Annotated in this window: 20 protein-coding genes and 1 pseudogene; 7 read left to right on the plus strand and 14 right to left on the minus strand. The window is 68.0% G+C overall.

The annotated features are described in order from the left end of the window. From PMI14_RS01145 to PMI14_RS01160, 4 genes and pseudogenes are all read left to right on the plus strand, one after another. Positions 1-578: pseudogene (locus PMI14_RS01145) on the plus strand (hypothetical protein); the annotation flags it as partial. A 250-nt stretch (positions 579-828) separates the two neighbouring features. Next, a complete protein-coding gene (locus PMI14_RS01150; RefSeq protein WP_007848356.1) occupies positions 829-1,923 on the plus strand; it encodes an acyltransferase in 1,095 nt (364 codons plus the stop codon). A 486-nt stretch (positions 1,924-2,409) separates the two neighbouring features. Next, positions 2,410-3,318, plus strand: a complete 909-nt coding sequence (locus PMI14_RS01155) for a hypothetical protein (protein ID WP_007848360.1) — start codon at positions 2,410-2,412, stop codon at positions 3,316-3,318. 258 nt (positions 3,319-3,576) lie between these two features. Continuing rightward, entirely contained in the window at positions 3,577-5,409 is a 1,833-nt protein-coding gene (locus tag PMI14_RS01160) for a hypothetical protein (RefSeq protein ID WP_146187925.1), read from the plus strand. A gap of 98 nt (positions 5,410-5,507) precedes the next feature. On the opposite strand, the gene PMI14_RS01165 is transcribed toward PMI14_RS01160, so the two are convergent. The 5 genes from PMI14_RS01165 to PMI14_RS01185 all read right to left on the minus strand — a co-directional run bounded on the left by PMI14_RS01165 (position 5,508) and on the right by PMI14_RS01185 (position 9,785). After that, positions 5,508-6,104 carry a GNAT family N-acetyltransferase gene (locus PMI14_RS01165; protein ID WP_035201923.1) on the minus strand — a complete coding sequence of 199 codons (597 nt, stop codon included), beginning with the start codon at positions 6,102-6,104 and terminating at the stop codon, positions 5,508-5,510. 431 nt (positions 6,105-6,535) lie between these two features. After that, positions 6,536-7,132, minus strand: coding sequence for a dihydrofolate reductase family protein (locus PMI14_RS01170; RefSeq protein WP_007848363.1), 597 nt, complete (start codon positions 7,130-7,132; stop codon positions 6,536-6,538). Between the two features lie 108 nt (positions 7,133-7,240). Beyond that, positions 7,241-8,275 (minus strand): RNA polymerase subunit sigma-70, encoded by a 1,035-nt coding sequence (locus PMI14_RS01175; RefSeq protein WP_007848366.1) that lies wholly within the window; start codon positions 8,273-8,275, stop codon positions 7,241-7,243. 45 nt (positions 8,276-8,320) lie between these two features. After that, positions 8,321-8,956, minus strand: coding sequence for a hypothetical protein (locus PMI14_RS01180; protein WP_007848367.1), 636 nt, complete (start codon positions 8,954-8,956; stop codon positions 8,321-8,323). Positions 8,957-9,176: 220 nt separating this feature from the next. Next, entirely contained in the window at positions 9,177-9,785 is a 609-nt protein-coding gene (locus tag PMI14_RS01185; protein WP_007848369.1) for an ATP-dependent Clp protease proteolytic subunit, read from the minus strand. 108 nt (positions 9,786-9,893) lie between these two features. On the opposite strand from PMI14_RS01185, the gene PMI14_RS01190 reads away from it, so the two are divergent. Beyond that, a complete protein-coding gene (locus tag PMI14_RS01190; RefSeq protein WP_007848372.1) occupies positions 9,894-10,724 on the plus strand; it encodes an RNA polymerase sigma factor in 831 nt (276 codons plus the stop codon). 372 nt (positions 10,725-11,096) lie between these two features. Here the strand turns inward: PMI14_RS01190 and PMI14_RS01200 are convergent, their stop codons facing one another. From PMI14_RS01200 to PMI14_RS01225, 6 genes are all read right to left on the minus strand, one after another. Further along, entirely contained in the window at positions 11,097-13,211 is a 2,115-nt protein-coding gene (locus tag PMI14_RS01200; RefSeq protein ID WP_007848377.1) for an acetate--CoA ligase family protein, read from the minus strand. Positions 13,212-13,383: 172 nt separating this feature from the next. Then, entirely contained in the window at positions 13,384-14,376 is a 993-nt protein-coding gene (locus tag PMI14_RS01205; protein WP_007848380.1) for a tripartite tricarboxylate transporter substrate binding protein, read from the minus strand. A gap of 61 nt (positions 14,377-14,437) precedes the next feature. Beyond that, positions 14,438-14,815: a Zn-ribbon domain-containing OB-fold protein gene (locus tag PMI14_RS01210; RefSeq protein WP_007848383.1), complete on the minus strand. Its 378-nt coding sequence runs from the start codon at positions 14,813-14,815 to the stop codon at positions 14,438-14,440. Further along, a complete protein-coding gene (locus tag PMI14_RS01215) occupies positions 14,812-15,972 on the minus strand; it encodes a thiolase family protein (protein WP_007848385.1) in 1,161 nt (386 codons plus the stop codon). Before PMI14_RS01215 ends, PMI14_RS01210 begins: the two co-directional genes overlap by 4 nt. Beyond that, a complete protein-coding gene (locus tag PMI14_RS01220) occupies positions 15,969-16,844 on the minus strand; it encodes an IclR family transcriptional regulator (protein ID WP_007848387.1) in 876 nt (291 codons plus the stop codon). Before PMI14_RS01220 ends, PMI14_RS01215 begins: the two co-directional genes overlap by 4 nt. A gap of 179 nt (positions 16,845-17,023) precedes the next feature. After that, positions 17,024-17,470: a GNAT family N-acetyltransferase gene (locus tag PMI14_RS01225; RefSeq protein WP_007848390.1), complete on the minus strand. Its 447-nt coding sequence runs from the start codon at positions 17,468-17,470 to the stop codon at positions 17,024-17,026. Between the two features lie 79 nt (positions 17,471-17,549). On the opposite strand from PMI14_RS01225, the gene PMI14_RS01230 reads away from it, so the two are divergent. Next, on the plus strand, positions 17,550-18,260 hold the full coding sequence (locus PMI14_RS01230) for an alpha/beta fold hydrolase (protein WP_007848391.1): 711 nt from the start codon (positions 17,550-17,552) through the stop codon (positions 18,258-18,260). Between the two features lie 38 nt (positions 18,261-18,298). Here PMI14_RS01230 and PMI14_RS01235 read toward each other — a convergent pair whose 3' ends face one another. From PMI14_RS01235 to wrbA, 3 genes are all read right to left on the minus strand, one after another. After that, positions 18,299-18,712, minus strand: a complete 414-nt coding sequence (locus tag PMI14_RS01235) for a DUF4279 domain-containing protein (RefSeq protein ID WP_035201936.1) — start codon at positions 18,710-18,712, stop codon at positions 18,299-18,301. A 94-nt stretch (positions 18,713-18,806) separates the two neighbouring features. After that, positions 18,807-19,991: a CynX/NimT family MFS transporter gene (locus PMI14_RS01240; RefSeq protein WP_007848394.1), complete on the minus strand. Its 1,185-nt coding sequence runs from the start codon at positions 19,989-19,991 to the stop codon at positions 18,807-18,809. Beyond that, a complete protein-coding gene (wrbA, locus tag PMI14_RS01245) occupies positions 19,991-20,617 on the minus strand; it encodes an NAD(P)H:quinone oxidoreductase (protein WP_007848395.1) in 627 nt (208 codons plus the stop codon). The genes PMI14_RS01240 and wrbA overlap by 1 nt, the downstream gene beginning before the upstream one ends. Before the next feature lie 122 nt (positions 20,618-20,739). On the opposite strand from wrbA, the gene PMI14_RS01250 reads away from it, so the two are divergent. Beyond that, positions 20,740-21,696 carry a LysR family transcriptional regulator gene (locus PMI14_RS01250; protein ID WP_007848406.1) on the plus strand — a complete coding sequence of 319 codons (957 nt, stop codon included), beginning with the start codon at positions 20,740-20,742 and terminating at the stop codon, positions 21,694-21,696. Positions 21,697-21,713 lie beyond the last annotated feature (17 nt).

Genomic DNA, 21,713 nt, shown 5'->3' on the forward strand with positions numbered 1-21,713 from the left:
TCTTCAACACGGCGGTCGCCAGCGGCGCCACCTACGCGGTGCAGGTGCAGACGCAGCCGGCCGGCCAGACCTGCAGCGTGGCCAACGCCAGCGGCACGGTGGGCAGCAGCGACGTGCGCTCGGTGCAGGTCACCTGCACCGGCCTGCCCCAGGCTGCGCCCGAGGGCGCCTGGGCTGCCGAGTCTTGCTTCCAGGGCTTCGACCTCACCACGCGAGAGTATTTGAACATTGTGCGTGAAGGAGAGTTGCGTTTCATCGTTACCCAGGGCTCGGTGACCAGGTATTTCTCGTTCTGCAACTCCGGCGGCGAGGCGCTGGCCGGCCAGCCGGCGGAAAGCCTCGTTTTCGACCGCCAGGAGACCAGCGGCTCGCTCACCGCCTTCTGGGGCACGCAGACCAACAGCACCGGCAGCCGGCGCGTGGTGTGGGCGCGCAAAGGCCCCTACCTGTGCCAGCTGCCGCGCAAGCCGTTCAACCAGCCCGCCCCCGTCAAGGACTACCCAACCATCGCCAGCGTGGAGCAGGACACGGACGAGGCCATCAAGGCGGTAGGGTGCTTCAAGAAGGTGCCCAACTGAGGCACCGGGGACAGGCCGGCCGCGGCGTGCGCTGGCCGGCCCCCGGCGCACCGTGCCCGGCTGGTGCCTGCCCGCGGACGCCGTAGTTGAACGTCTGCTATCCAGAGAGACCTGCTTGCGCTTCGGGCCCACACCGGTCCACTGCTGCCATGGCGGCAATCGGCCAGAGCCGGACGTTCGCACACCTCGTTGGCTCGAAGAAGACACCCCCTTTGGGCATGAATTCTTCATGCATTGAAGAGCACTCCAATTGGTAAAACACGACAACAACATCGACGTCCTGCGCGCCTGCGCCATCCTTTCGGTCGCACTGCACCACTTCTCGATTTACTCCGGCATTCCGGTGCCGCTGTTCGGTCGCCACGGCGGTGGTATTGGCGTGCAGCTGTTCTTCGTGATCTCTGGCTACCTCATCATCCAGAGCGCCGAGCGCAACCGCCTGGGCGACTATGCCAAGGCACGGTTCTTTCGCATTTTCCCCGTGTACTGGGTTGTCCTCGGGAGCATCGTGCTCATCGAGATGACGGCGGTGCCGGAGTTCCGCCAGTTGATGTTCAATGAGTACCCGCATTTCCTGTTGAACCTGCTGAACCTGCAGCAACTGTCCGTGCTGAGTAGCCTATTTTTCGATCGTGTGCACGTCGGGTGGACACTCACGGTGGAGCTCTTCTGGTATGGCATCGTGGTCGTTTTGGCTGTGGTGGCACACCGTGTGCGCTGGCGGCATTTCTGGCTTGCTGCGCTGGCCTTCACCACGCTGCTGTCCGTCGGCTGGATCAAGGCTGCCGACGCCGGAGTGCTGGACTTCCTGTACCTTGGCCAAGCACGTAGCGTCGGCGTGGAGTTCTCACCGGCGCTACAGCTCGCGCTGATCAAGTCCAACATCGTGGGCTATCTGTACTTCTTCGTCATGGGCACGGTGATCTACCGGTACGAGCGGGTGTTCAAGCGAATTCCCAGCGGCATCCTGTGGCCTGTAACGCTGCTGCTTGTCGTGCTGTGGTCACCGTGGCAGGGGTTCGTTGGCTTTGCGCCGCAGCCGCTCGCCGCGGTGGGCTTGGCCGGCGTGTTCATCCTGTTGCTCAGGCTGCCGCCTGTTCAGGACGCGCTGGTGCGCTACATCGGCAAGATCTCCTACTCGCTGTACCTCGTCCACGCAAAGGTGATGGTTGTGGTCTATGTCAATCTGCAATGGACCGGTGCGGATGCCCACCTCGCCGTCATTGTTGCCACCCTGCTGCTGAGCATCGGGCTGTATTACTCCGTGGAGCAACCCATGATCGAGTTTGGCAAACGCTTTCGGAGTACGGTCACCGTTGGCGTGCCCGCCGGCAACTTGGCCTGAACCGCCTGATCTGTCCATCGCCGCTCGTAGCGAGCCGACGCGCAAGGCGACCAGTGGTGCACCCACTGGCGTCCGTCCCCACGGCGGGCCACTGCAGTGGGACGGCTGCATTTCGCGCGCGGTCGATGAACGGGCCTTGCCGCGGCATGCGGTGGAACGCCGGGCTCTGGCCAAGGTGGTGACCGGCGTCACGCGCTGTGAAAGCCATTCGCCTGCACACTGGCTCGCAACACCAACCAGGTGGAGCCGGGGCATGCCATGCACTGTGAGCCTCTACCGCATCGAGAGGATGCCTTGCATGTCCGTTCCATCCCTGGCGCCGCGCGCTGCGCCCCGTCCCATGCCACTGTGGTCAACCCGTGCTGTGCGGCGCATCGCACCCCTGGGCCTGAGCCTGGGCCTCACAGCCGCCCTGCTGGGCGGCTGCGGTGGGGGGGCGGTGACGACCCGGCACCTGCGCCTGCCCCGACCTACCAGACGCTGGGCGTGTCGGTCACCGGGCTGGCAGCGGGCCAGAGCGTGGTGTTGCAGAACAACGGGGCGGATGACTTCACCGTGGGCGCCAACGGCGTCGTGCGCACGGCGGCCAGCTGGCCACTGGGCAGCAGCTATGCCGTCACAGTCAAGACCCAGCCCACCGGCCAGCGGTGCACCGTGGCGCTGGGCGCGGGCACACTGGCCGCCAACACCCCCTTGGTGCAGGTCGAATGCGTGCAACTGCCAGGCGACCGCAACACGCTGGGCGGCACCATCGGCGGCATTCCGGCCGGGGTGATCGTGGTGCTGACCAGCGGGGGCCAGGACTTGCCCCTCAGCGCGGACGGCGGCTTTACCTTTCCCACGCCGCTGGCCGCTGGCGCGGCCTATGCCGTCACGGTCAAGTCCACCCCCGTGGGGACAGGCTGCGTGGTGCGCAATGGCACGGGCGTGGTCGCTGCCGCCGCGGTGGACACGGTGCAGGTGAGCTGCGCAATTGTGGGCTCCGTGACCGGCTTCTGGGAGCAGGACCAGTGCCTTCCGGGGCCGGGTGGCATCGGCCTGAAGAACGGCTGGCGCATCTCGCAGAGCAGGCCCGTCTTTGTGAATGTGGGCGCGGGCGGGGTGAGCTACCGCAATGCGCAGTGCACCGGCGTGGGCACCACCATGACAGGCCCGTTGGTGGGCGGGTTCACGGTGACCCAGTCACGCCAGGAGATCGCCACCGACATTTCGGCCTACTGGGGCGTGCGCGATGGCATGACCTTCCCCACCATGCCGGTGGTGCTGGTGCGCAGGGGCAACCACCTGTGCCTGCTTGAGGACACGGCCACCCCTTCGGCCTACCCCAATGCGGCCAGCACGGCCAACGCCGTCACGGCGGCCGTTGCCGCGGGCACCTGCTACATTCCCCGCTGACCCCGCGCCCAGGCTCCCGTACCAAGCGCACTCGCGATCCCGCTGCTGTTCGCAGCGGGGCGGGCGTCGCGGCTGCGCCGCTCTCGCAAGCCAGAAGACTGCAGCCACCCCCAAATCCCAGCCACTTGATCAAGTCCGATGAATGAAGCCGAACACAATGCAGGGCTCGCGCGTGGCGCGGAGTCGAGGAAACCTCACCACGCAACGCAGCGGTTGACAGCAGGCATGCCCTTGTTCCAGACACTTGGCGCGGGCGCCATGCAAACGGGTGCCCGCGCGTTTGGCGTCACCCCTGCAAGGCGTTGGACTTGGCTGACGCTTGGCGTTTGGGCGGCACTGCCCGTACTGTCCTTGCTGCCGCTTTGGTCGAACCTGTTGAACCCGGTGCTGCCAGACGTTCACGACTACTTCCGCTACGCGGTGTTGTCGAGTCACTTTCAGGAGGCAATGGCCGCCGGCATTTGGTATCCGCGCTGGCTACCCGAGTTCAATGCCGGATACGGCTATCCCGAGTTCGTCTTTTACCAACCCGGCTATTTCTTCCTCAACAGCTTGCTGGCCGTACTGACTGACGACTTGCTATGGCGTCAATTGCTGACACTGGGTACGCTGTGCCTCATTGGCGGGCTTGGTGCGTACCGACTTGCACGCACCTTTGTGGACCGCCTCCCCGCTCTGGCCCTTGTGGTGTTGTTTCAGGCGGCGCCCTATGTTCACTTCAACCTGTATGTGCGCGGTGATTTGAGTGAATGGATGGTTATTCAACTGTTGCCGTGGGTGCTGCACTGGAGTTGGTGCCTGCTGGCGCCAGTGCAGCGCGCAACAATGGATATGAGGCGACGTGCGCTGTGCTGGAGCGGACTGACACTGGTCCTTGCGGCAAGCTTTTATAGCCACCCGATTGCAGTACTATTTTTACCATTGGTCGTCGCTCTGCTGGGTCTACTGACGCTGGCCGGTACCGAGCACCAAGCACCGCTGGCGGTCAGACTGCGCAGCGTCTTTGAACTGGGCGGTGCCCTGTTGCTGGCACTGGCACTGGCTTCGCCCTATTGGTTCACGGTTGCGCAACTCAAGCCTCTGGTCAATGCCCAGATCGCTTCGACCGGCGCCTGGGAGACCTGGCGCAACGTCTCCTCTCTGTCTGACCTGCTGTTTGACGACCAGGCATTTCTGGCCGCACCCTTTGTGGCGTTGGCTTTGTTAGGTGCCTGGCAAGGTCGTGGACACCCTTTGATCCGCGCCGCAGGCCTGGTCTACCTTGTACTTTTTCTCGCCATGCTGCCGACCGGCGGCTGGTTCTGGCATCTTTACCCCTTTTCATTGATGCAGTTTCCCTGGCGGCTGGCGGTGTTTGCGCCCGCGCTACAGGTGGTTTGTACGCTTGGCTTTTGGCAAGGCAGCAATCGCCACCCGGTCCTGCGGTGGCTGGGCTTGACGCTCGGACTGCTGGCGCTGACCTGGTCGGCATGGAAATACCATGACTTTCGCGCACTGGACGTGTTAGGCGAGCCCGTTGCCGGTGCGCAACTCGACTGCATCAAGATCTATCCCAGCCTGGCCCGACCCTACACAAATTTGGCTACTCTGGACGCCAGGGAGTGGTTGCCGGCAAGATTCGCCAAAAATCCGCTCGAAAGGGCACGACATACGCCTGTCAGTCCAACATGTGAAGCACAACTGGCGAGACACCGTGCGGCCTTGACTGGAAATTTAGGAGTTGACCTGTTTTCAAACCGGTCCACATTGGATTGGATGACCAGTGACTCACCGCATTGGCGGGGGCGCCCCCAGCCCGGGCATTCGCCGCACGCGCTCAACTACCGCTTCGCAGGCACGAATCCGGGTGTGGTGGTGATCCAGCAAATCTACCTGCCAGGCTGGTCAGTACAGGTGGACGGTTTGGCGTTGGCCGCAACGACCATCGAAGAGCAGTTGTTGCCGGATGGCCGAATGCAGGTTCGATTGGCTGCTGGCGAACACACGATTACTGCACACTACGATGGCCCGCCCGGTTCAACGCAGCGCAACGTAGCAATTGGGTTGGCACTTTTGCTGGCTGCGGCCTATTGGCTGCGGCGGCTGCGCTAGCAGGGCGGGCTCAAATTTGAAGTGCATTGCCAGACCTCCCAATGTCGGCTTGTGGCAGCCACCGGGCGGGTCCGAAAGCAGACGCTCAAGGTGCAAGCTCAGCGGTGGGCAAAGCCATCCGCTGCAGCAAAAGGTGAGACCGCATTCGCTGTACTCCACTGCGCATTGAGCAGAGCGTACTGCAGGAGGTCGTGGTGCCGGCCCGCCCAGTACCCAGCTTCCCGCTGCCGCCCCTCTTGCAGAAACCCGAGCGTCTCGAGCAAGGCCAGAGATGCCGTGTTGTCCGGGTGTACCTGCGCCTCGATTCGATTCAACTGCAGCTCTCGGAAACCCCAGGTGATGATTGCTTTGAGAGCTTCTTTCACGTACCCGCGGCCCTGATGCGCCGGCGCGATTTCGTAGCCGATGGTGCAGGATCTCCAGTTTCGATTCCAGCGAAACAAGCCGCATGTACCGATCAGTCCTGGCTGGTCTCTCAACTCCACGGCCCAGCGTGCACCGGAAACCGGCTCCTTGCGCCAACTGGCAAACGTAGCGACCAACTTCGCGGCGCCGTCAAGATCGCCAATCGGATCCGATCCGAACCATCTCATGTGCTCGGCGTCGCCATGAATTCGAAGGATATTCTCTGCATCCGATTCCACGATCTCACGCAGCGTGAGTCGGGATGTCGCCAGCGCTGGAAAATCGACCATCAGCTACCTGTGCTCCAACTTTGATGTGTACCGCATTTCTGGGGACTTTGTAGACCGCCTGCGGGATCACATTGGCGGCAGAACGCCTGAATGTCTTTCATGGTCAATGCCTTCGAGCGATGTACCGCATGAACGTACAGGGATAACAAATTTCGACAAAACCCCCGACCGCCGTTCGGCTGAGGCGCGCATGTGTCCGTTGGCGGCAACGATCGCTTCTGGCCGATAGCGCACTCTAGCTGGTAGCGCCCGTGCCCTGTATCCCCCAAGAAGGCGAACCAGCGAAGCTGAACAGATGTTCATCGCCAGCGACCTGGGAGTCGTCCACGAGCGCCGATCCAGGGGTTCCATTCACGCAGTCCCTGCCGTCCCGCTGAATTCGCCCCGACTGCCCGGCAGTGGCCGACATACGCAGAACCTGCGCCGCGCGTTCAGCGCGGCAGGCAGTCGTAGTGCAGCGCCACGATGTCCGACCCTGGCAGCCGGCGCTGGCCGCGCAGCGCCCAGTGCTGCGCCAGGCCGGGCTCGAAGGTGGGCACACCCCCACCCAGCCCTCCCAGCAGCACATTGGCCACCAGCAGGTGCAGTTCGTCGACCAGGCCATGCGCCAGCAGGTTGCAGTAGAGCAGGTGGCTGCCGTAGACCAGCAGGTCGGGGCCGGGCGTGGCCTTGAGCTGGCGGATGTGCGCATGGGCCAGTGCGCGGGGCACCACGGTGGTGGTGCCGACCCAGGGGGCATCGGGGCGCAGGCGCAGGTGGTCGCTGACCAGCAGCTTGGCGGATGCCTCCACGCGCTCAGCGATCTCGCGCTGCACCGGGTCGCTGCCGGGGCCGCGGTCCACCTGGGGCCAGTAGCCTTCGAACATGGGGTAGGTGGTGGCGCCGAAGAGCAGGGTGCCGCCGCGGCGCAGGCATTCGAGGTTGTGGACGTCGAACGCGGCACCCATGGGCAGGCCGGTGAGCGCGCCGCCGGGGCCGGCGCAGTAGCCGTCGAGGGAGCTGAGGATGCTGACGATGAGTCGGGCCATGGGGAAGATCTCCTTGCGTGGTGAACCACGTGCCCGGACCATCCGGGGCGTGTCATTCCTTTGGAGACACACCAGAGTGCCAACTCATCGGTCCGCCAGCATCTTTTTTCAAGCCAGTTCGTCAGGCATGCCAAAACGGCGGCAGACCAGCGGGTCGATGAAGCTGTCGATGGACCCGATCAGTCCACCCTCCAGGCGCAGCAGCACCACGCCGCCGGGGCGAAAGCGGTCGTCGCCGGCCTGTTGCATGTAGCAGGCAAAGCCCGGCTGGCCGTTGCCGTGCAGGGGCTGCAGGCGCCAGGGGGTCTGGAACACGCGCTCGGCAAAGAAGGCCAGCACCATGGGGCGGCCGCTGAACCAGGAGGGCAGTGGCGGCATGGTGAAGCGTGCGTCCTCGGCCAGCAGGCTGGCCATGGCGGCGATGTCGCGGCGCTCCCAGGCGGCGACGAAACGCGCCAGCAGCGCGTCGAGTCCCGGCGCCCCAGGCGGGGGTGGCTGCAGCTGCAGCTGCGCAGCCGGCATGCGCAGCTTCACCGTGGCCTGCGCGCGCTGCAGCGCGCTGTTGACCGAGGCAACCGAGGTGCCGAGCAGCTCGGCTGTTTCTGCGGCCGAATATTCCAGCACCTCGCGCAGCAGCAGCACGGCCCGCTGGGTGCCGGGCAGGTGCTGCAGCGCGGCCACAAAGGCCAGCGCCACATGCTCGCGGCGTTGCAGCGTGCTTGCCGGATCTTCGTGGCTGGTGGCGCTGGCCCATTCCCCATCGGGCAGGGGTTCGAGCCATACCGGCCCGGCCACCAGCTCGCCCAGCTCGGCCGTGGACTGCAGCGCTGCAGCATGGCCGGGCGAGGTGATGCGCCGCGGGCGCTGCGCGATCATGCGCAGGCACACGTGCGTGGCGATGCGGTACAGCCAGGTGCCCAGGGCACTGCGCGCCTCGAAGCCGGCCAGGCCGCGCCAGGCGGCCAACAAGGTCTCCTGCAGCGCGTCGTCGGCATCGAAGGGCGAGCCCAGCAGGCGGTAGCAGTGGGTGTGCAGGGTGCGCCGGTGTGGGGCCAGCAGCCGGTCGAAGGCGGCGGTGTCGCCGGCCTGCGCGCGTGCCAGGCAGTCGGCGCGGGCGCTGGGGTCGTCGGGCAGGTGCGGCATGGTGCATTCTGGCGCAGGCCTGGCGCCAGGGTGCGCGCCCCGGCCCTAGGCCGCGTCGGCCTCCAGCTGCACGTTCCAGGCTTCCATGATCTCGGCCAGCTTGGGGCTGCGTTTGGTGCCGATCTGCAGGCCCTGGGAGATGGCCGCGATGATGTGCTTGGCCCCCGGGTCCATGCTGGGGCTTACGTCGGCCGACTCCAGGACATCCTTGGCCCGCAGCAGCAGCACCCCCGCCTCGGCCAGCAGATCGTTCTTTTCCGACGCGAAAAAGTCATTGCCCATGGGCTTGTGCTTGTCCAGGCGCGCCTTGATGGTGTCCGAAAAGAAATCGGGAATCGCCTTGTGCACGCTGAGAAAGAACTTTTCGTTGGCCTGCAGGGAGCTCAGCGTGTGCCGGTACCGGCTGGGCAGGTGCGGCGCGTAGGTGCGGATGGCCTCGCCCAGCTCCTGCTGCGCGCCGACGCGGGCGGCTACCCCGGTGGGGGCCTCGAACACCTCCTTGAGCAGCGCCAGCTTGGCCTCGGAGGCCTGAAGGGCGGTGCGCACCTGGGCCAGATGCTGCTCGTAGCGCATCCGCACGAAGTTCGATCCCTCCCTGAGCTCGTACAGCTTCCAGCCGAGCGCACCGTAGCCCGCAAGGGCGGCGATGATCAGAATGACCACGAATAGATCTGTTGCCATGGATGATGAGCCGCCAGGTAAAAGGAAGGAGCAGGAGCGCCGGTGTGAACCCCGACAAGCATACCGCTTGCGCCGCCGGGCGCCATGCGGGCATTCCATGGCCCTGGCGGGCGTGTGCCGGCCCAGGGCGCAAGATGGATCGGCACGCGGGTTTCTGCGGGAAGCGGTGGGGCGGTCGCCTGGCGCCAGCGCGGGCCGTCGGCCCTGCGGGCGCCCGGCGTCATCCGCCCTGGTGCAGCTGCGCCTTGCGCTCGATCACCCGCGACACCAGCCCGTACTCCACCGCTTCCTCGGCCGAGAGCCAGTGGTCGCGTTCGATGTCGGCCAGCACCACGTCGAGCGGCTTGCCGGTCTCGCGCGCGATGGTGCGGGCGATGCGCTCGCGCGCCTTGACGATCTCGCGCGCCTGCACGGCGATGTCGGTGGCCTGGCCACCGGCGCCGCCGCTGGGCTGGTGGATCAGAAAGCGCGTGTTGGGCAGGCAAAAGCGCCGCTCGCGCGGGGCCGCCAGGTACAGGTGGGTGGCGGCGCTGCCGACCCAGCCGGTGCCGATCATGTTCACCGGCGCGGCGATGAAGCGCACGATGTCGTGGATGGCATCGCCCGATTCGAGGTGGCCGCCGGGCGAGCTGACGATGATGTCGATGGGCTCGGGCCCCTCGGCATCGAGCGCGATGAGGCGGCGCGTGACATCGGCAGCGGTCACGTCGGTCACGGTGCCGAAGATCAGAAGGGTGCGCGCCTTGAAGGCCTTTTCCTCCAGGTAGGAGGTGCGCGGCTCGGTGGCGCTGGAGGGTGGGGGAGGGGTGTCGTCTGCGGCGTGGTACATGGAGAAACAGTCCTTCAGTGGAGATGGATGAACTGCCTTGACGAACGGGGCCCGGGTTTCGTGACACGGGTCCTGCAGGATCCACCCCACCATGGCAAGATGGCTGCCATGCACGATGACCGCCCCCACGTTCTCCCCCTGACCGACCATGCCGCCCGCCGCAGCCTGGTGCGCGCGGCCGCGCGCCTGCTGGGCCCGGCCGAGGCCGAGGATGCGGTGCAGGACGCTCTGGTGCGCGCGCTGGAGTCCGGTGCCGATACGTCCGAACTGAACGCCGCGCAGGCCTGGCTGCACACCGTGGTGCGCAACTTGGCCATCGACCGGTTGCGGCGGCGCCAGTGGATGGAGCAATGGGTGGCGCAATTGAGCGATGCTGGCGATGCGGGGCTGTCATCCAGCCCCTCTGCCGAGGCCGAGGCCGCACAGGCCCAGCAGGCCGAGCGCGCCCTGCGGGTCCTTGCAGCACGCCTGGCGCCCGCGGATGGGGCTGCCGTGCTGCTGTACGAGGTGTTCGAAGCCAGCCATGCCGAGCTGGTCCAGGCCAGCGGCAAGACCGAGGCTGGCAGCCGCCAGCAATTGCGCCGGGCGCTGCTGCGCTTGAGGCAGGCCGGACCGGATGGCGCACGACAAGAGGTTGAAGAAGCGGGGGAACGCGAGGACTCCATCTTCCGTGTATACCTGCGGTCGCTGCAGCTGCGCGACCCGCAGGCCCTGTGGGCCATGTTGGGTCAGCCGCCGGTGCGTTCGGTTGTGAGGGCCGTATCTGTGCCAGGCTTCCCGGCTGCGCCACGTGCGGCCGCTACCGCCACCACCTGTGGCATCGTGCAGGTGGGTGGGCAACTGGGTCTTGTACTCACGCTCGATGGTGTGCGGCTGTGCGTGCTTCCGCTGGGTGTGCGGGCGGTAGGCGAGCAGGACCTGGAGGCTGTGGCTGCATAGCCTTGCGACCATGCATTGATCCATTTTGCACAGGTATCACCTCAGGTCTCCAATGTCCGCACTCTGGCTTTTCGCTCTATCCATCTTCTTTGGCTACCTGGCGTATGACGCGTCCCAGTTTCGCCATTCATCCAGCCACCAGGTCTGGGCCGTTCCGCCTGCAGATGGCAGGACGGCAGAGGTGGATCTTTTGTTGGCGCATGAGCAGCCGCTTTCCCGTCCCCGGAAATACAGCGGTGCACAGGGGTTTCCGGGGTTGCACTGGGTGTTCGTGGTCATGGCCGTTGTGTCTGCCGGTGCGGGCGTGCATCTTTGGATGCTGGGGTAAGCCGCGGACCGGCTTGCGAGGAGGACGGGATGCGGCGCACCGGTCTACCGATTCTGTGCTTCAAGGCCAGATGAGCCGGCCCGCTCCACCAGCGCATCCACCACCACCGCCCCTTCACCCACAGCACCCACCAGCACGGGGTTGAGGTCCATGGAGGCGATGCGCCCGTTCGCATTCGCCATCACCGTGCCCACGGCCACCGCCACCTCGGCCAGGGCAGCCACGTCCAGTGGCGGGTCGCCGCGCACGCCGGCCAGCAGGGGGGCGATGCGCAGGGTGGAGAGGGCGTCGTGCACGTCCTGCGTGCTGAAGGGGGGCAGCAGCACGGCGCAGTCCTGCAGGGCCTCGACGTTCTTGCCGCCGTCGCCGACGACGACCACGGGACCGAAGACGGGGTCGTGCCGGGCGCCGACCATGAACTCGTGCCGGCCGCGGCGCATGGCGGCGATGATGATGCCGTCGCGTGCCACGCCCATGGTGGCCATCTTCTGCCAGAAGCGGTCGAAGCATGCCGCGGCCTCGTCGGCGCTGGCCAGGTTCAGCGCCACCAGGCCATGCTCGGATTTGTGCGGCACATCGGGCGAGCAGGCCTTGGCGACCACGGGGGCACCGATGGCGTGGAATGCCTCGCGCGCCTGCTGCGCCGTGGCCACCAGCCGCAGCGGCACGGTGGGCACGCCGTGGCGCGCCAGCAGGGTCAGGCTGTCCACCTCGTTCAGAAAGCCGGCGGGGCCTGCGGGCACTTCTACCTGCATGGGCGGGAGTGTGGGCGCAGATGGCTTGCGCATCAACGCGGTGTGGTCGGCCAATTGGGCCAGCACGCCCAGGGCCTGGGCCTCGTTGGCGTAGGTGGCGATGCCCTGGGCGCGAAACGGTGCGGCCACACTTTCTTGCCAGGCGGCCACGGCCACGGGCTTGCCGGTGGTGGCCTCGAAGGCGGCGGTGTCGCGCGCGAAGGCATCCACGTCGTAGCCCGCGCCGGCCACGGGGATGTTGATGAAGAACAGGTCGGCCGCAGGGTCCTTCGCCACGGCGGGCAGCACGTCGCCGAACAGGCCGCTGTTGCTGAGCAGCGCGGCCGTGATGTCGATGGGGTTGGTGGTGGTGGCAAAGCCGGGCAGTTTGGCGGCCACGGCGGCCTGGGTGGCAGGCGCAAGCTGTGCCAGCGGCAGGCCCACGTCGTCGGCGGTGTCGGCCCCCATGACGCAGCTGGCGCCGGAGTTGCTGATGACCACCAGGCGCCGCCCGGTGGGCCGCCAGCCCTTGAGGTACGCCTCGGCCGCCAGGGCCTGGGCATGCGGGTCGCGCACGCGCCAGATGCCGTGGTGGCGCAGGAAGGCGTCCACCGTGCGGTCCTCGTTGGCGAGCGAGCCGGTGTGGGATGAGGCGGCCTTTTGCCCGCCCGCCGTGCGGCCGGCCTTGACGGCGATGATGGGCAGGTCGCGCTCGCGCGCATAGGCGGCGGTGGCGGCCAGCAGCTCGGGCTGGGCGATGTTCTCCAGGTACAAGAGCAGCAGGCGCACGTCGGGGTCGTGGGCCACGGCCCAGGCCAGTTCGCCCACGGTGACGTCGGCCTCGTTGCCGGTGGCATGCACGTGGCGCACGCCCAGGCCACGCCCGCGCAGCAGGCCGTAGGCCATGGCGCTCATGCCGCCGCTCTGGCTGACGATGCCCACCGGGCCGTCCTGCGGCGGCACCTCGATGAACATGGTGGAAAAGCCCGCGATGGCCCCGGTGCCGAAGTTGGCGAGGCCCTGCGTGTTGGGCCCGAACAGGCGCATGCCGGCCGCGCGCGCCGTGGCCACCATTTGCTGCTGCACGGCCGCGCCCTCGGGCCCCGTTTCGCCAAAGCCCGAGGCGATGACCACGGCGGCCTTCACGCCGCGCGCCGCGCATTCCGCCACCGCCGCCACGGCCGTGTCGCCGGCCACCACCACCAGGGCCAGTTCGGGCACCTCGGGCAAAGCTGCGAGGCTGCCGTAGCTGGCAATGCCCTGGATGGTCTCGCGCTGCGGGTTGATGGGGTAGATGCGCCCCGCAAAGCCGTGGCGCTGCATGTAGTGGATGGGCCGCCCGCCGATCTTGTGGATGTTGTCGGACGCGCCGATGATGGCCACCGAATGGGGGTTGAGGGCGCAGGAAAGCAGGGAGGGGGACATGGCGTGGTGAGTGACGAATGAACGAAATGGGATGAATCCGGCTTTACAACGCTGGTTCAGAGCGGCTCACAAAGCTCAGCGCAGCGGTTCTGGCTAGGCGCTGCGTCGCAGGCAGTACCAGCGGTACGACAAGACGCAGCAACGACGCCAGAAGAGCTTTTTGAGTCGCTAACTAGTCGACGGTGGCACCTGAGGTTTTGACGACCTTGGCCCATTTATCGACCTCGGCCTGCATGAAGGCGCGGTAGTCGGTGGGGGTGTTCCACATGGGGGTGAAGCCCTGGGCCTCGAAGCGCTGCTTCACGTCGGCGTTTTCCAGCACCTTTTTCAGCTCGGCATTGAGCCTGGCGACCACGGGCGCGGGCGTGCCGGCGGGGGCGAGCAGGCCGTTCCAGGCGATGGCTTCGTAGCCGGGCAGGCCGCTTTCGGCGACGGTGGGCACATCGGGTGCCACGGGCGAGCGCTGGGCGCTGGTGACGGCCAGGGCCTTGAGCTTTCCGGCCTTCACGTGCGGCATGGCCGAGAGCATGGTGTCGAACATCAGGTCGGTTTGCCCGGCCATCACGTCGGTGAGCGCGGGGGCGCTGCCCTTGTAGGGCACGTGCGACATCTTCACACCCGCCATGGCGCCGAACAGCTCGGCCGACAGGTGGGTGGACTGGCCGTTGCCCGACGAGCCGTAGTTGAGCCCACCGCTCTTGGACTTGGCCAACGCAATCAGCTCCTTGACGTTGCTGGCCGGCAAGGCTGGGTTGGCGACGATGACCAGCGGGCCGGCGGTGAGCTGCGAGATGGGCGCGAAGTCCTTCATCAGCTGGTAGTTGAGCTTGCTGAACAGCGAGGGGTTGATGGCGTGCGCGGTGGTGGCCACCACCAGGGTGTAGCCGTCGGGCGCGCTGCGGGCCACGGCCTCGGCGCCCGGGTTGCCGCCCGCGCCGGGGCGGTTCTCGACCACGAAGGGCTGGCCGAGCGCGTCCTGCAGCTTTTGCGCCACCACGCGGGCCACGATGTCGGTGGGGCCGCCGGGCGGGTAGGGCACGACGAGCTTGACGGGCTTGTCGGGGTAGGTCTGCCCCCACGCGGCCGGTGCGCTGGTGCTGCACAGCAGGGCGAGGGCCAGCAGGCCGGTGAGCTGGTGGCGGCGGGCGGTGCTCGGTGCTTTCATTGCTTGTCTCCTTATGGTCTTGGTTGGCAATGCGAGAACAGGAAGCGGAGGAGGCGAGGATTCAGGGCGGGGCAAAGCGCACCAGGGTGCGGCCGGCGTGCTCGAAGAAGCCCGCGCGCACGGCATCGCCGATGCGCACGCCGGGCGCGGCATGCGCCATGAGGCGCGGGCCTTCGTCGAGTTGCACCAGCACCAGGGTGTAGGGCGCCAGCGGGCGGAATTCGTCCGACGGGGCGCGGGCTACCACCGTGGCGGCGCGCACCGTGCCCGTGCCCGCCGCGTCGTGCCATTGCAGCGCGCCGTGGCCGCAGTGCTGGCAGGCATAGCGCGCGAGGGTCTGCGCCGCGCCGCAAGCGCTGCAGCGCTGGTAGCGGATGAGGCCCTGGGCCAGGCCCTCGGTGAAGGGGGCTACGAGTGCTGGGTGGGTGGTGTCGGTCATGCGGCCTCCCGCGACAGGATGAGGCTGACGTGGGACGACATCACGCCCCCATCGGCATGCACAAAGGCGTGGCGCGGCGGGGCCAGTTGCCGCGCGCCGGCCTGGCCTGCCATCTGGCGCCAGGCCTCGGCCACATGGGCCATGCCGCCGGCCACGCCGCAGTGGCCGAACGAGAGCAGCCCGCCATGGGTGTTGAGCGGCAGCACGCCGGTGGGCGCGAAGTCGCCCGCACGCGCCCGCGCCGCCGCGCCGCCGCGCGGGGCAAAGCCGATCTCTTCGAGCAGCATGGCCAGGGTGATGGTGAACGAGTCGTAGATGCCCAGGTAGTCCACATCGGCCAGCGCCAGGCCGGCCTCCGCGCACGCTTGCTGCGCGGCCTGGCCCGCGCCGCACTGCATCACGTCGGCCATCGCCGTCAGGTGCTGGTGGCGGTGCGCCTGGCCGCTACCGGTGAGGGCAATGCAGGCATGCGCGCCGGGCTCGGCCGACACCAACACGGCCATGGCGCCGTCCGATATGGGGCAGCAGTCCAGCAGGCCGAGCGGCGCGGCAATGGGCTTGGCGGCCAGCACCTCGGCCACGGTGATGGGGGTGCGCAGGTGCGCATCGGGGTGGCGCGCGGCATTGGTGCGCATGAGCACGGCCAGCTCGGCCAGGTCGGCCTGCGTGGTGCCGGTGCGGTGCATGTATTCCGACGCCAGCAGGCCGTAGTAGGCGGGCACCGATGCGCCGTTGGGCACCTCGTAGTCCGCATCGCCCACCTGGGCCAGGGTCTGGATGGCGCTGTCGCGCGACTGGCCGCTGAGCCGGTTCTCGCCCGCCACCACCAGCAAATGGCGGCAGCGGCCCGCGCGCACCAGCTCGCGCGCCAGCACCAGCATGGCCGCGCCCGATGCACCGCCCAGCTGCAGGCTGTGCGCGTACCGGGGCTGCAGGGCAAAGCGCTCGCAGAACAGGGTGGAGAGCATCAGGTGCGGCAGGGTGGTGGCATAGCCGCACAGCACGCCGTCGATCTCGCTGCGGCGCAGTTGCGCGCCATCCAGCGCCTGGGTGGCGGCGCGGGCCATCAGGTCCAGGGCGCTGTGCCCCTCGTGCCGGCCAAAGGGCGTGTTGCCCACGGCGCGGATGTAGGCGGTGGCGGGGTGGGTGGTGGTCATGCTGCTGCGGCCTTGGTGCGGCGGGTGGTGGTTGCCGCGGCGGGTGCCTGCGGCGCGCGGTCGGGCCGCAGGGCCTCGGCCCAGCGCACCTGGCACACCGTGGATTCGCGGCGCAGGGCCTGGGCCAAAGCGGCTTCGCGACCGAGGATGCGGTCGCTGAGCGCAGCGATGCTCAGGGCGGCCACGGGCCGGCCATCGGGGTCGAAGATGGGCGCGGCGATGCCGCCCATGCGCTCCACCACCACGTCGAGCAGCACCACGTAGCCGCGCTCGCGCGCCTGGGCGATGCGCTCGTGCAGCAGGGCCATGGTGATGCGCGGGTAGCGCGCGGGCAGCTGCGCGGCCAGTATCTCCAGCGCAGCCTCGCGCTCCGCGTCGGGCATGAAGGCCAGCAGCGCCAGGCTGCCTGCACCCGCCCCCAGCGGGCGGCGGCTGCCCACGCGCAGGTAGTTGGCGCGGATGGGGTAGGTGCCTTCTTCCACCGCAATGCACAGCGACTCCACGCCGCTCGGGATGGAAAGCACCGCGCTGTCCTCGAACGTGCCGGTCAGCCGCAGCAGGCTGGGCTGGGCCAGCTGGCGCGGGTCGAACCTACGCAGCGCGGCCGCGCCCAGCACCATGAGTTCGGGGCCCAGCGAGAACTGCTTGCTCTGCGCATCGCGGGCAACGAAGCCGTCGCGCACCATCACGTCGAGCAGACGCAGCGCGGTGGCCTTGTCCAGCCCGGCCGCGGCGGCAATGTCGGTGAGCCGCGTGCTGCCGCCTTCGGACATGACGCGCAGCACGCGCATGGCGCGCTCCACGGAGGAGGTGCTGGCACCTTGCTGGTCACGGGTGACGACGGACTTGGGGCGCAGGGCGGCAGGGGGCATGGCAGTTCTTCTTGGTGTTTCTTGGAGTGAAACGACAGGGCTGCCTGCAATCTAGGGATTGCCGTTCTTCCCGTCAAAGCCTTCTGTCGAAGTTTTGGTGGGCGAAACTTTTGTGTGCACGATCGCGGGTTAACCCGGTGGTGTGGGGCCGGGAATGCGGCTTTCAGGGCGTGGATGCATCACTCCGCCGGCCGCTTGATGACAAAGCCGCGCTCCGTATCCCCATTGAAGCCCAGTTTTTCGTACAGGCGATGGGCTTGCGGGCGCTGCGCACCCGAGAGCATCACCACCTTGCAGCAGCCCAGCCGCCAGGCCTCGTCCACGGCAAACGCCAGGCATGCCTCGGCCAGGCCCAGGCGCCGGGCGGTCGATGCGGTGACCACATGCTCGATGAAGCCGATGGGGCGGCCCCCGCTCGCCAGGTTGGCGACCAGGGCCAGCATGCAGGTGGCGGCCACCACGCCTTCGTGCTCGCACACGGCGATGAGCGAATGGGCGCTGTCGTGGACACTGTTCCACAGCACCAGGGCCCGGTCAGGGGCCAGCGGCGGATCGTGCGGCCGCAGCTCGCGGTACAGGGCGAGCACGGCGTCCATGTCGGATGCGACAGCGCGGCGGACGGTCATCGTGGGGCTCCTGTGGGGCTGGCTGCCCGACTGTAGCGGCTGGGCGTGCCATCATCCCCGCGTCCCCAGAAATCAAGCCATGGCGCACTCCCATTTCCAGCTCCCGTTCCGCAACGTGCAACTGCATGGAACCACCACCCACAGCCCCTCCCACAGCACGCCGCGCACCCTGGCCCTGCATGGCGGTGGCACATCGTCGCGCATGGGGTACCAGCCTTTGCTCGGCTTCCTGGCCGGGCAGGGGCATTCCAGTGTGGCGTTCGACTTCATGGGCCAGGGCGAGAGCACGGGCCGCATGGCCGACTCGGGCCTGCGCGACCGGGCGCAGCAGGCCCTGGCGGTGGTGGAGCACCTTGGCATGCCCAGGCCGGTATCGCTGATCGCCTCCAGCATGGGTGGGCATGTCGCATGTTCGTTGATCGACGCACTGGCCCCGCCGGCCCTGGTGCTGTACTGCCCAGCCGCCTACGAAGCCGCGGCGCTGTCGGTGCCCTTCGGCCCCGCGTTCCAGCAGGTGATCCGCGCGACGAGCGACTTTGCGGCCTCACCCGCGTTCGACGCACTCGAACGCTTCGAGGGCCGGCTGCTGCTGGTGCTGGGGGCCGAGGATGCAGTGATACCGCGGCAGGTGGAGGAGGAATACTGCAGCCGTGCCCGCAGGGCGCGCAGCGTGGAGGTGCTGCGGTTTGAAGGTGCCGGCCACCACCTGCACTCTTGGCTCAAGGAGCGACCGGTGGAGTTTGACCGGGTGGCGCAGCGGGTGCTCGCAACGCTGACTGGTGCTGGCTGAGAGGGTTGTTGTCGCGCACCAGCGCCTTGGTCGAAAACTCAGTCGTTTGCGCCGCTGTAGATGTCCAGACCGAGTTCTATGCCCCGCTCCCCCAACGCACGCAGCGATTGAGGCGATAGGCACAGCCCTTCGTTCGGGCTGTTCAAAAAAAGTCCGCAGAACAGATCGAGTCGATATCTGCTGCTGAGATGGGTCCAGATATGCAGGTCCGGGGTGAGCCGACCAAGGATTTCCGCGATTTGGGCATTCAGGTCTTCCGGCTTGCTGTCGGTGGCATGCAGCCGCCAACTGCCAGTGCTGGCGATGCGCATCCTGCCGTTGCTGCCGATGATTTGCTCGTCTTTGCGATAGGCCTGTGTCGGTGGGGAATGCAACAACGCGGTTACCTCATCAGGATCAAGATCGTCCCCAATGAATCGGAGCGTAGCAACAGAGCGATGAACGGAACCCATGTCTATTTGGTCTGTAATCTGGATGAGCTGAAGATGCCTGCCATTCACCATGTGCTTAGGTAGAGCAGGAAACGCTATGGTACGGGCTGGCCGGTCAATAGGCCCCGGCACCAGCCCGCCAGCGCACGGTGCAGGCCATCGCCAGCGCCGCTGCCACCACGCACACCGCCGCAGCCGACCAGCCATGGTGGTCCACCGCGCTGCCCACCAGCAGCGGGCCCAGGGCCTGGCCCAGGTTGCTGCCCTGCATGAGCAGGCCCACAGCCAGCGCGCCCTGGGCGGGTGTCGACGTCACTTGCGGCACCGACGACAGCAGGCTGGACGGCACCAGCCCGCCCATGGCCGAGAACACCAGGCACAGCACAAAGGCGGCCCACGGGGGCAGCACCGGCACGAAGATGCCCAGGGCGCACAGCCCCATGGCGGCCGCAGCGGCCGTGCCCAGCACCGTGCGGCCCAGCCGCGGCAGCAGCGCGCCGGCGGCGAGGTTGCCCACGATGTTGGCCGCGCTGGCCAGCGCCGCGAGCAGGCCCACCGTGCTGGCGTCCACCTGCAGGCGCTGCTGCAGCAGCACGGGCAGAAAGCTGAACAGCGCGAAGAACATCAGGCTGTAGAGCAGGAAGGTGGTGGCCAAGGCCAGCGCGGGGCCGCGCCCCACCTCGGCAATGCGTGCGCGCGGCCCGGCGGCCGCGCCATGCGTGTCCATGGCGCGGGGCACGGTCCACAGCACCAGCACCGCGATGGCGCCCGAGCCCAGAGCCGCTGCGGTCCACAGGCTGTGCCAGCCGCCGAACCACGGCCCGGTGAGCATGGCCAGCGCGATGCCGGTGGGCATGAAGCAGCTCCACAGCGCCATGGCACGGCTGCGGTCGGCGGCCTGCACCTGGCGCGCGAGCACGGTGGGCCCGGCCACGGTGATGAGCACAAAGCCCAGCCCCTCGACCACGCGCGAGGCGAGCAGCACCGCATAGCTGGCGGACAACACGGCGAGCAGGGTGCCCAGCACCGTGGCCGCCAGGCCCAGCACGAGCATGCGGCGCGCGCCTGCGCGTGCCACCACCGACCCTGCGAGCACGCCGCCGACGGCACCCAGCATGGCAAAGGTGCCGCCCAGGGCGCCCAGCATGGACAGGCTGAGCCCCAGGCCGGACTGCAGCTGCGGTGCCGCAATGGCCACCTTGCCCAAGTGGAAGGACGCGGCCACGCCGGCGGCCACCACCACGGCGACGGCGCGCCAGTCGGTGCAGGGCTGGGCGGGCGGTGGTGCACTGCCCTGCATCACGCCACCCCTTGCGCAAATCCGAGCGCCCTGGCGATGCGCGCCACGTGCATGCCCTGGTAGCGGGCGGCTTCGAGCTCGTTGGCGCTGGGCTGGCGGTCGCCGCCGTGGCCATCGTCGGCCAGGGTGCTGGCGCCATAGGGCGAGCCGCCGGTGATCTCGTCCATGCGCAGCTGGCCCTTGAAGCTGTAGGGCAGGCCCACGATCACCATGCCCAGGTGCAGCAGTACCGTGTGGGTGGAGAGGATGGTCGACTCCTGCCCGCCATGCTGGCTGCCGGTGGAGGTGAACACGCTGCCGACCTTGCCGACCAGTGCATCGCGCGCCCACAGGCCTCCGGCCTGGTCGAGGAAGTTTTTCATCTGCGCGGCCATATTTCCGAAGCGGGTAGGGGTGCCGATCACGATGGCGTCGTACTCGGCCAACTCCGCCACCGAGGCCACGGGCACATCCGAGGCGGTCTGGTAACCGGCCTTGGCCGCCACCTGCTCGGGCACCAGTTCGGGCACGCGCTTGACCACGGCCTCGGTGCCGCTGCCCAGGCTGCGCACGCCCTCGGCCACGGCGGCGGCCATGGATGCGATGTGGCCGTAGGACGAATAGTAGAGAACGAGAACCTGGGTCATGGTGGCGCCAACGTCTTTCTTCTGGGATCGGGATGGAGCCAAGTATCGGTACATGGAGTGATCTACGGAAGCCATAAAATTCAGGCCATCCTGATCGATGAAACAGATCAAAAAGGCCCTCCATGCTCGACGCCCTCACCCTCGACCAGATCCGCATGTTCGTCACCGTGGCCGAGGCCGGCAGCTTTCGCGCGGGCGCCGCACGGCTGCTGCGCGCCCAGTCGGCCGTGAGCCATGCCATCGCCAACCTGGAGAACCAACTGGGCGTGGCTGTGTTCGATCGCAGCGGCCACCGGCCCACGCTCACGGCAGCGGGCGCCGCCCTGCTGGAGGATGCGCGCGCCGTGCTGCTCAAGGTGGACTTTCTGCGCGCGCGTGCCCGCGGCCTGGGCGAAGGCGTGGAGACCGAGCTGGCGCTGATGGTGGACACGCTCTACCCGCTGCCCCTGGCGGCCGCCGCGCTGGGCGAGCTGCGCGCGGCCCTGCCCTCGGTGCGGCTGCGCCTGGCCACTGCGCCGCTGGGCGGCACGCTGCAGGCGCTGCGCGACGAGGCCTGCGACCTGGCCATCATGGCGGGCGAGGATTTCCGCGACCCGCGCATCGAGACCGAGGCGCTGCAGGCCGTGCCCATCGTCGCGGTGGCCGCGCAGGGCCACCCTCTGGCAAGGCGTGGGCGCAGCAGGCAGGCCCTGGCGGGCGCGGACCTGGCAGACTACCTGCAGATCGTGCTGGAGGACCCGAGCGCGCTGTCCGAAGGGCGCGACTTTGGCGTGCTGTCGCCCCAGACCCTGCGCGTGGGCACGCAGGACGCCAAGCGTGCCCTGATCCTCGCCGGCGTGGGCTGGGGCCGCCTGCCGCAGTGGGCCGTGGAGCGCGAACTGGCCGAAGGGCAACTGCTGCCCCTGCCCGCCACGGCCCTGGGCCCGCAGGGCGTGGCGCAAATGCAGACCTACCTGGCCTGGCGCACGGACCGGGCCCTGGGTGTGGCGGCGCTGGCGTTGCGCGCTGCCTTGCAGCGGCGGGCCGAGCCGGCGGGTGCGCGGGGGCGAGCCACTGCACGGGCTGGCACCGCCGCATGAGTGGAGTGCGGCCGCGC

The organism is Acidovorax sp. CF316 (genome assembly GCF_000276605.1).
Taxonomy (GTDB): domain Bacteria; phylum Pseudomonadota; class Gammaproteobacteria; order Burkholderiales; family Burkholderiaceae_C; genus Acidovorax.

What these genes read in the sequence shown, in the direction of transcription:
- PMI14_RS01160 (WP_146187925.1), top strand. Translation starts at nt 3,577, where the DNA reads ATGCAAACGGGTGCCCGCGCGTTTGGCGTCACCCCTGCAAGGCGTTGG.
- PMI14_RS01165 (WP_035201923.1), bottom strand. Translation starts at nt 6,104, where the DNA reads ATGGTCGATTTTCCAGCGCTGGCGACATCCCGACTCACGCTGCGTGAG.
- PMI14_RS01170 (WP_007848363.1), bottom strand. Translation starts at nt 7,132, where the DNA reads ATGGCCCGACTCATCGTCAGCATCCTCAGCTCCCTCGACGGCTACTGC.
- PMI14_RS01175 (WP_007848366.1), bottom strand. Translation starts at nt 8,275, where the DNA reads ATGCCGCACCTGCCCGACGACCCCAGCGCCCGCGCCGACTGCCTGGCA.
- PMI14_RS01180 (WP_007848367.1), bottom strand. Translation starts at nt 8,956, where the DNA reads ATGGCAACAGATCTATTCGTGGTCATTCTGATCATCGCCGCCCTTGCG.
- PMI14_RS01185 (WP_007848369.1), bottom strand. Translation starts at nt 9,785, where the DNA reads ATGTACCACGCCGCAGACGACACCCCTCCCCCACCCTCCAGCGCCACC.
- PMI14_RS01190 (WP_007848372.1), top strand. Translation starts at nt 9,894, where the DNA reads ATGCACGATGACCGCCCCCACGTTCTCCCCCTGACCGACCATGCCGCC.
- PMI14_RS01200 (WP_007848377.1), bottom strand. Translation starts at nt 13,211, where the DNA reads ATGTCCCCCTCCCTGCTTTCCTGCGCCCTCAACCCCCATTCGGTGGCC.
- PMI14_RS01205 (WP_007848380.1), bottom strand. Translation starts at nt 14,376, where the DNA reads ATGAAAGCACCGAGCACCGCCCGCCGCCACCAGCTCACCGGCCTGCTG.
- PMI14_RS01210 (WP_007848383.1), bottom strand. Translation starts at nt 14,815, where the DNA reads ATGACCGACACCACCCACCCAGCACTCGTAGCCCCCTTCACCGAGGGC.
- PMI14_RS01215 (WP_007848385.1), bottom strand. Translation starts at nt 15,972, where the DNA reads ATGACCACCACCCACCCCGCCACCGCCTACATCCGCGCCGTGGGCAAC.
- PMI14_RS01220 (WP_007848387.1), bottom strand. Translation starts at nt 16,844, where the DNA reads ATGCCCCCTGCCGCCCTGCGCCCCAAGTCCGTCGTCACCCGTGACCAG.
- PMI14_RS01225 (WP_007848390.1), bottom strand. Translation starts at nt 17,470, where the DNA reads ATGACCGTCCGCCGCGCTGTCGCATCCGACATGGACGCCGTGCTCGCC.
- PMI14_RS01230 (WP_007848391.1), top strand. Translation starts at nt 17,550, where the DNA reads ATGGCGCACTCCCATTTCCAGCTCCCGTTCCGCAACGTGCAACTGCAT.
- PMI14_RS01235 (WP_035201936.1), bottom strand. Translation starts at nt 18,712, where the DNA reads ATGGGTTCCGTTCATCGCTCTGTTGCTACGCTCCGATTCATTGGGGAC.
- PMI14_RS01240 (WP_007848394.1), bottom strand. Translation starts at nt 19,991, where the DNA reads ATGCAGGGCAGTGCACCACCGCCCGCCCAGCCCTGCACCGACTGGCGC.
- wrbA (WP_007848395.1), bottom strand. Translation starts at nt 20,617, where the DNA reads ATGACCCAGGTTCTCGTTCTCTACTATTCGTCCTACGGCCACATCGCA.
- PMI14_RS01250 (WP_007848406.1), top strand. Translation starts at nt 20,740, where the DNA reads ATGCTCGACGCCCTCACCCTCGACCAGATCCGCATGTTCGTCACCGTG.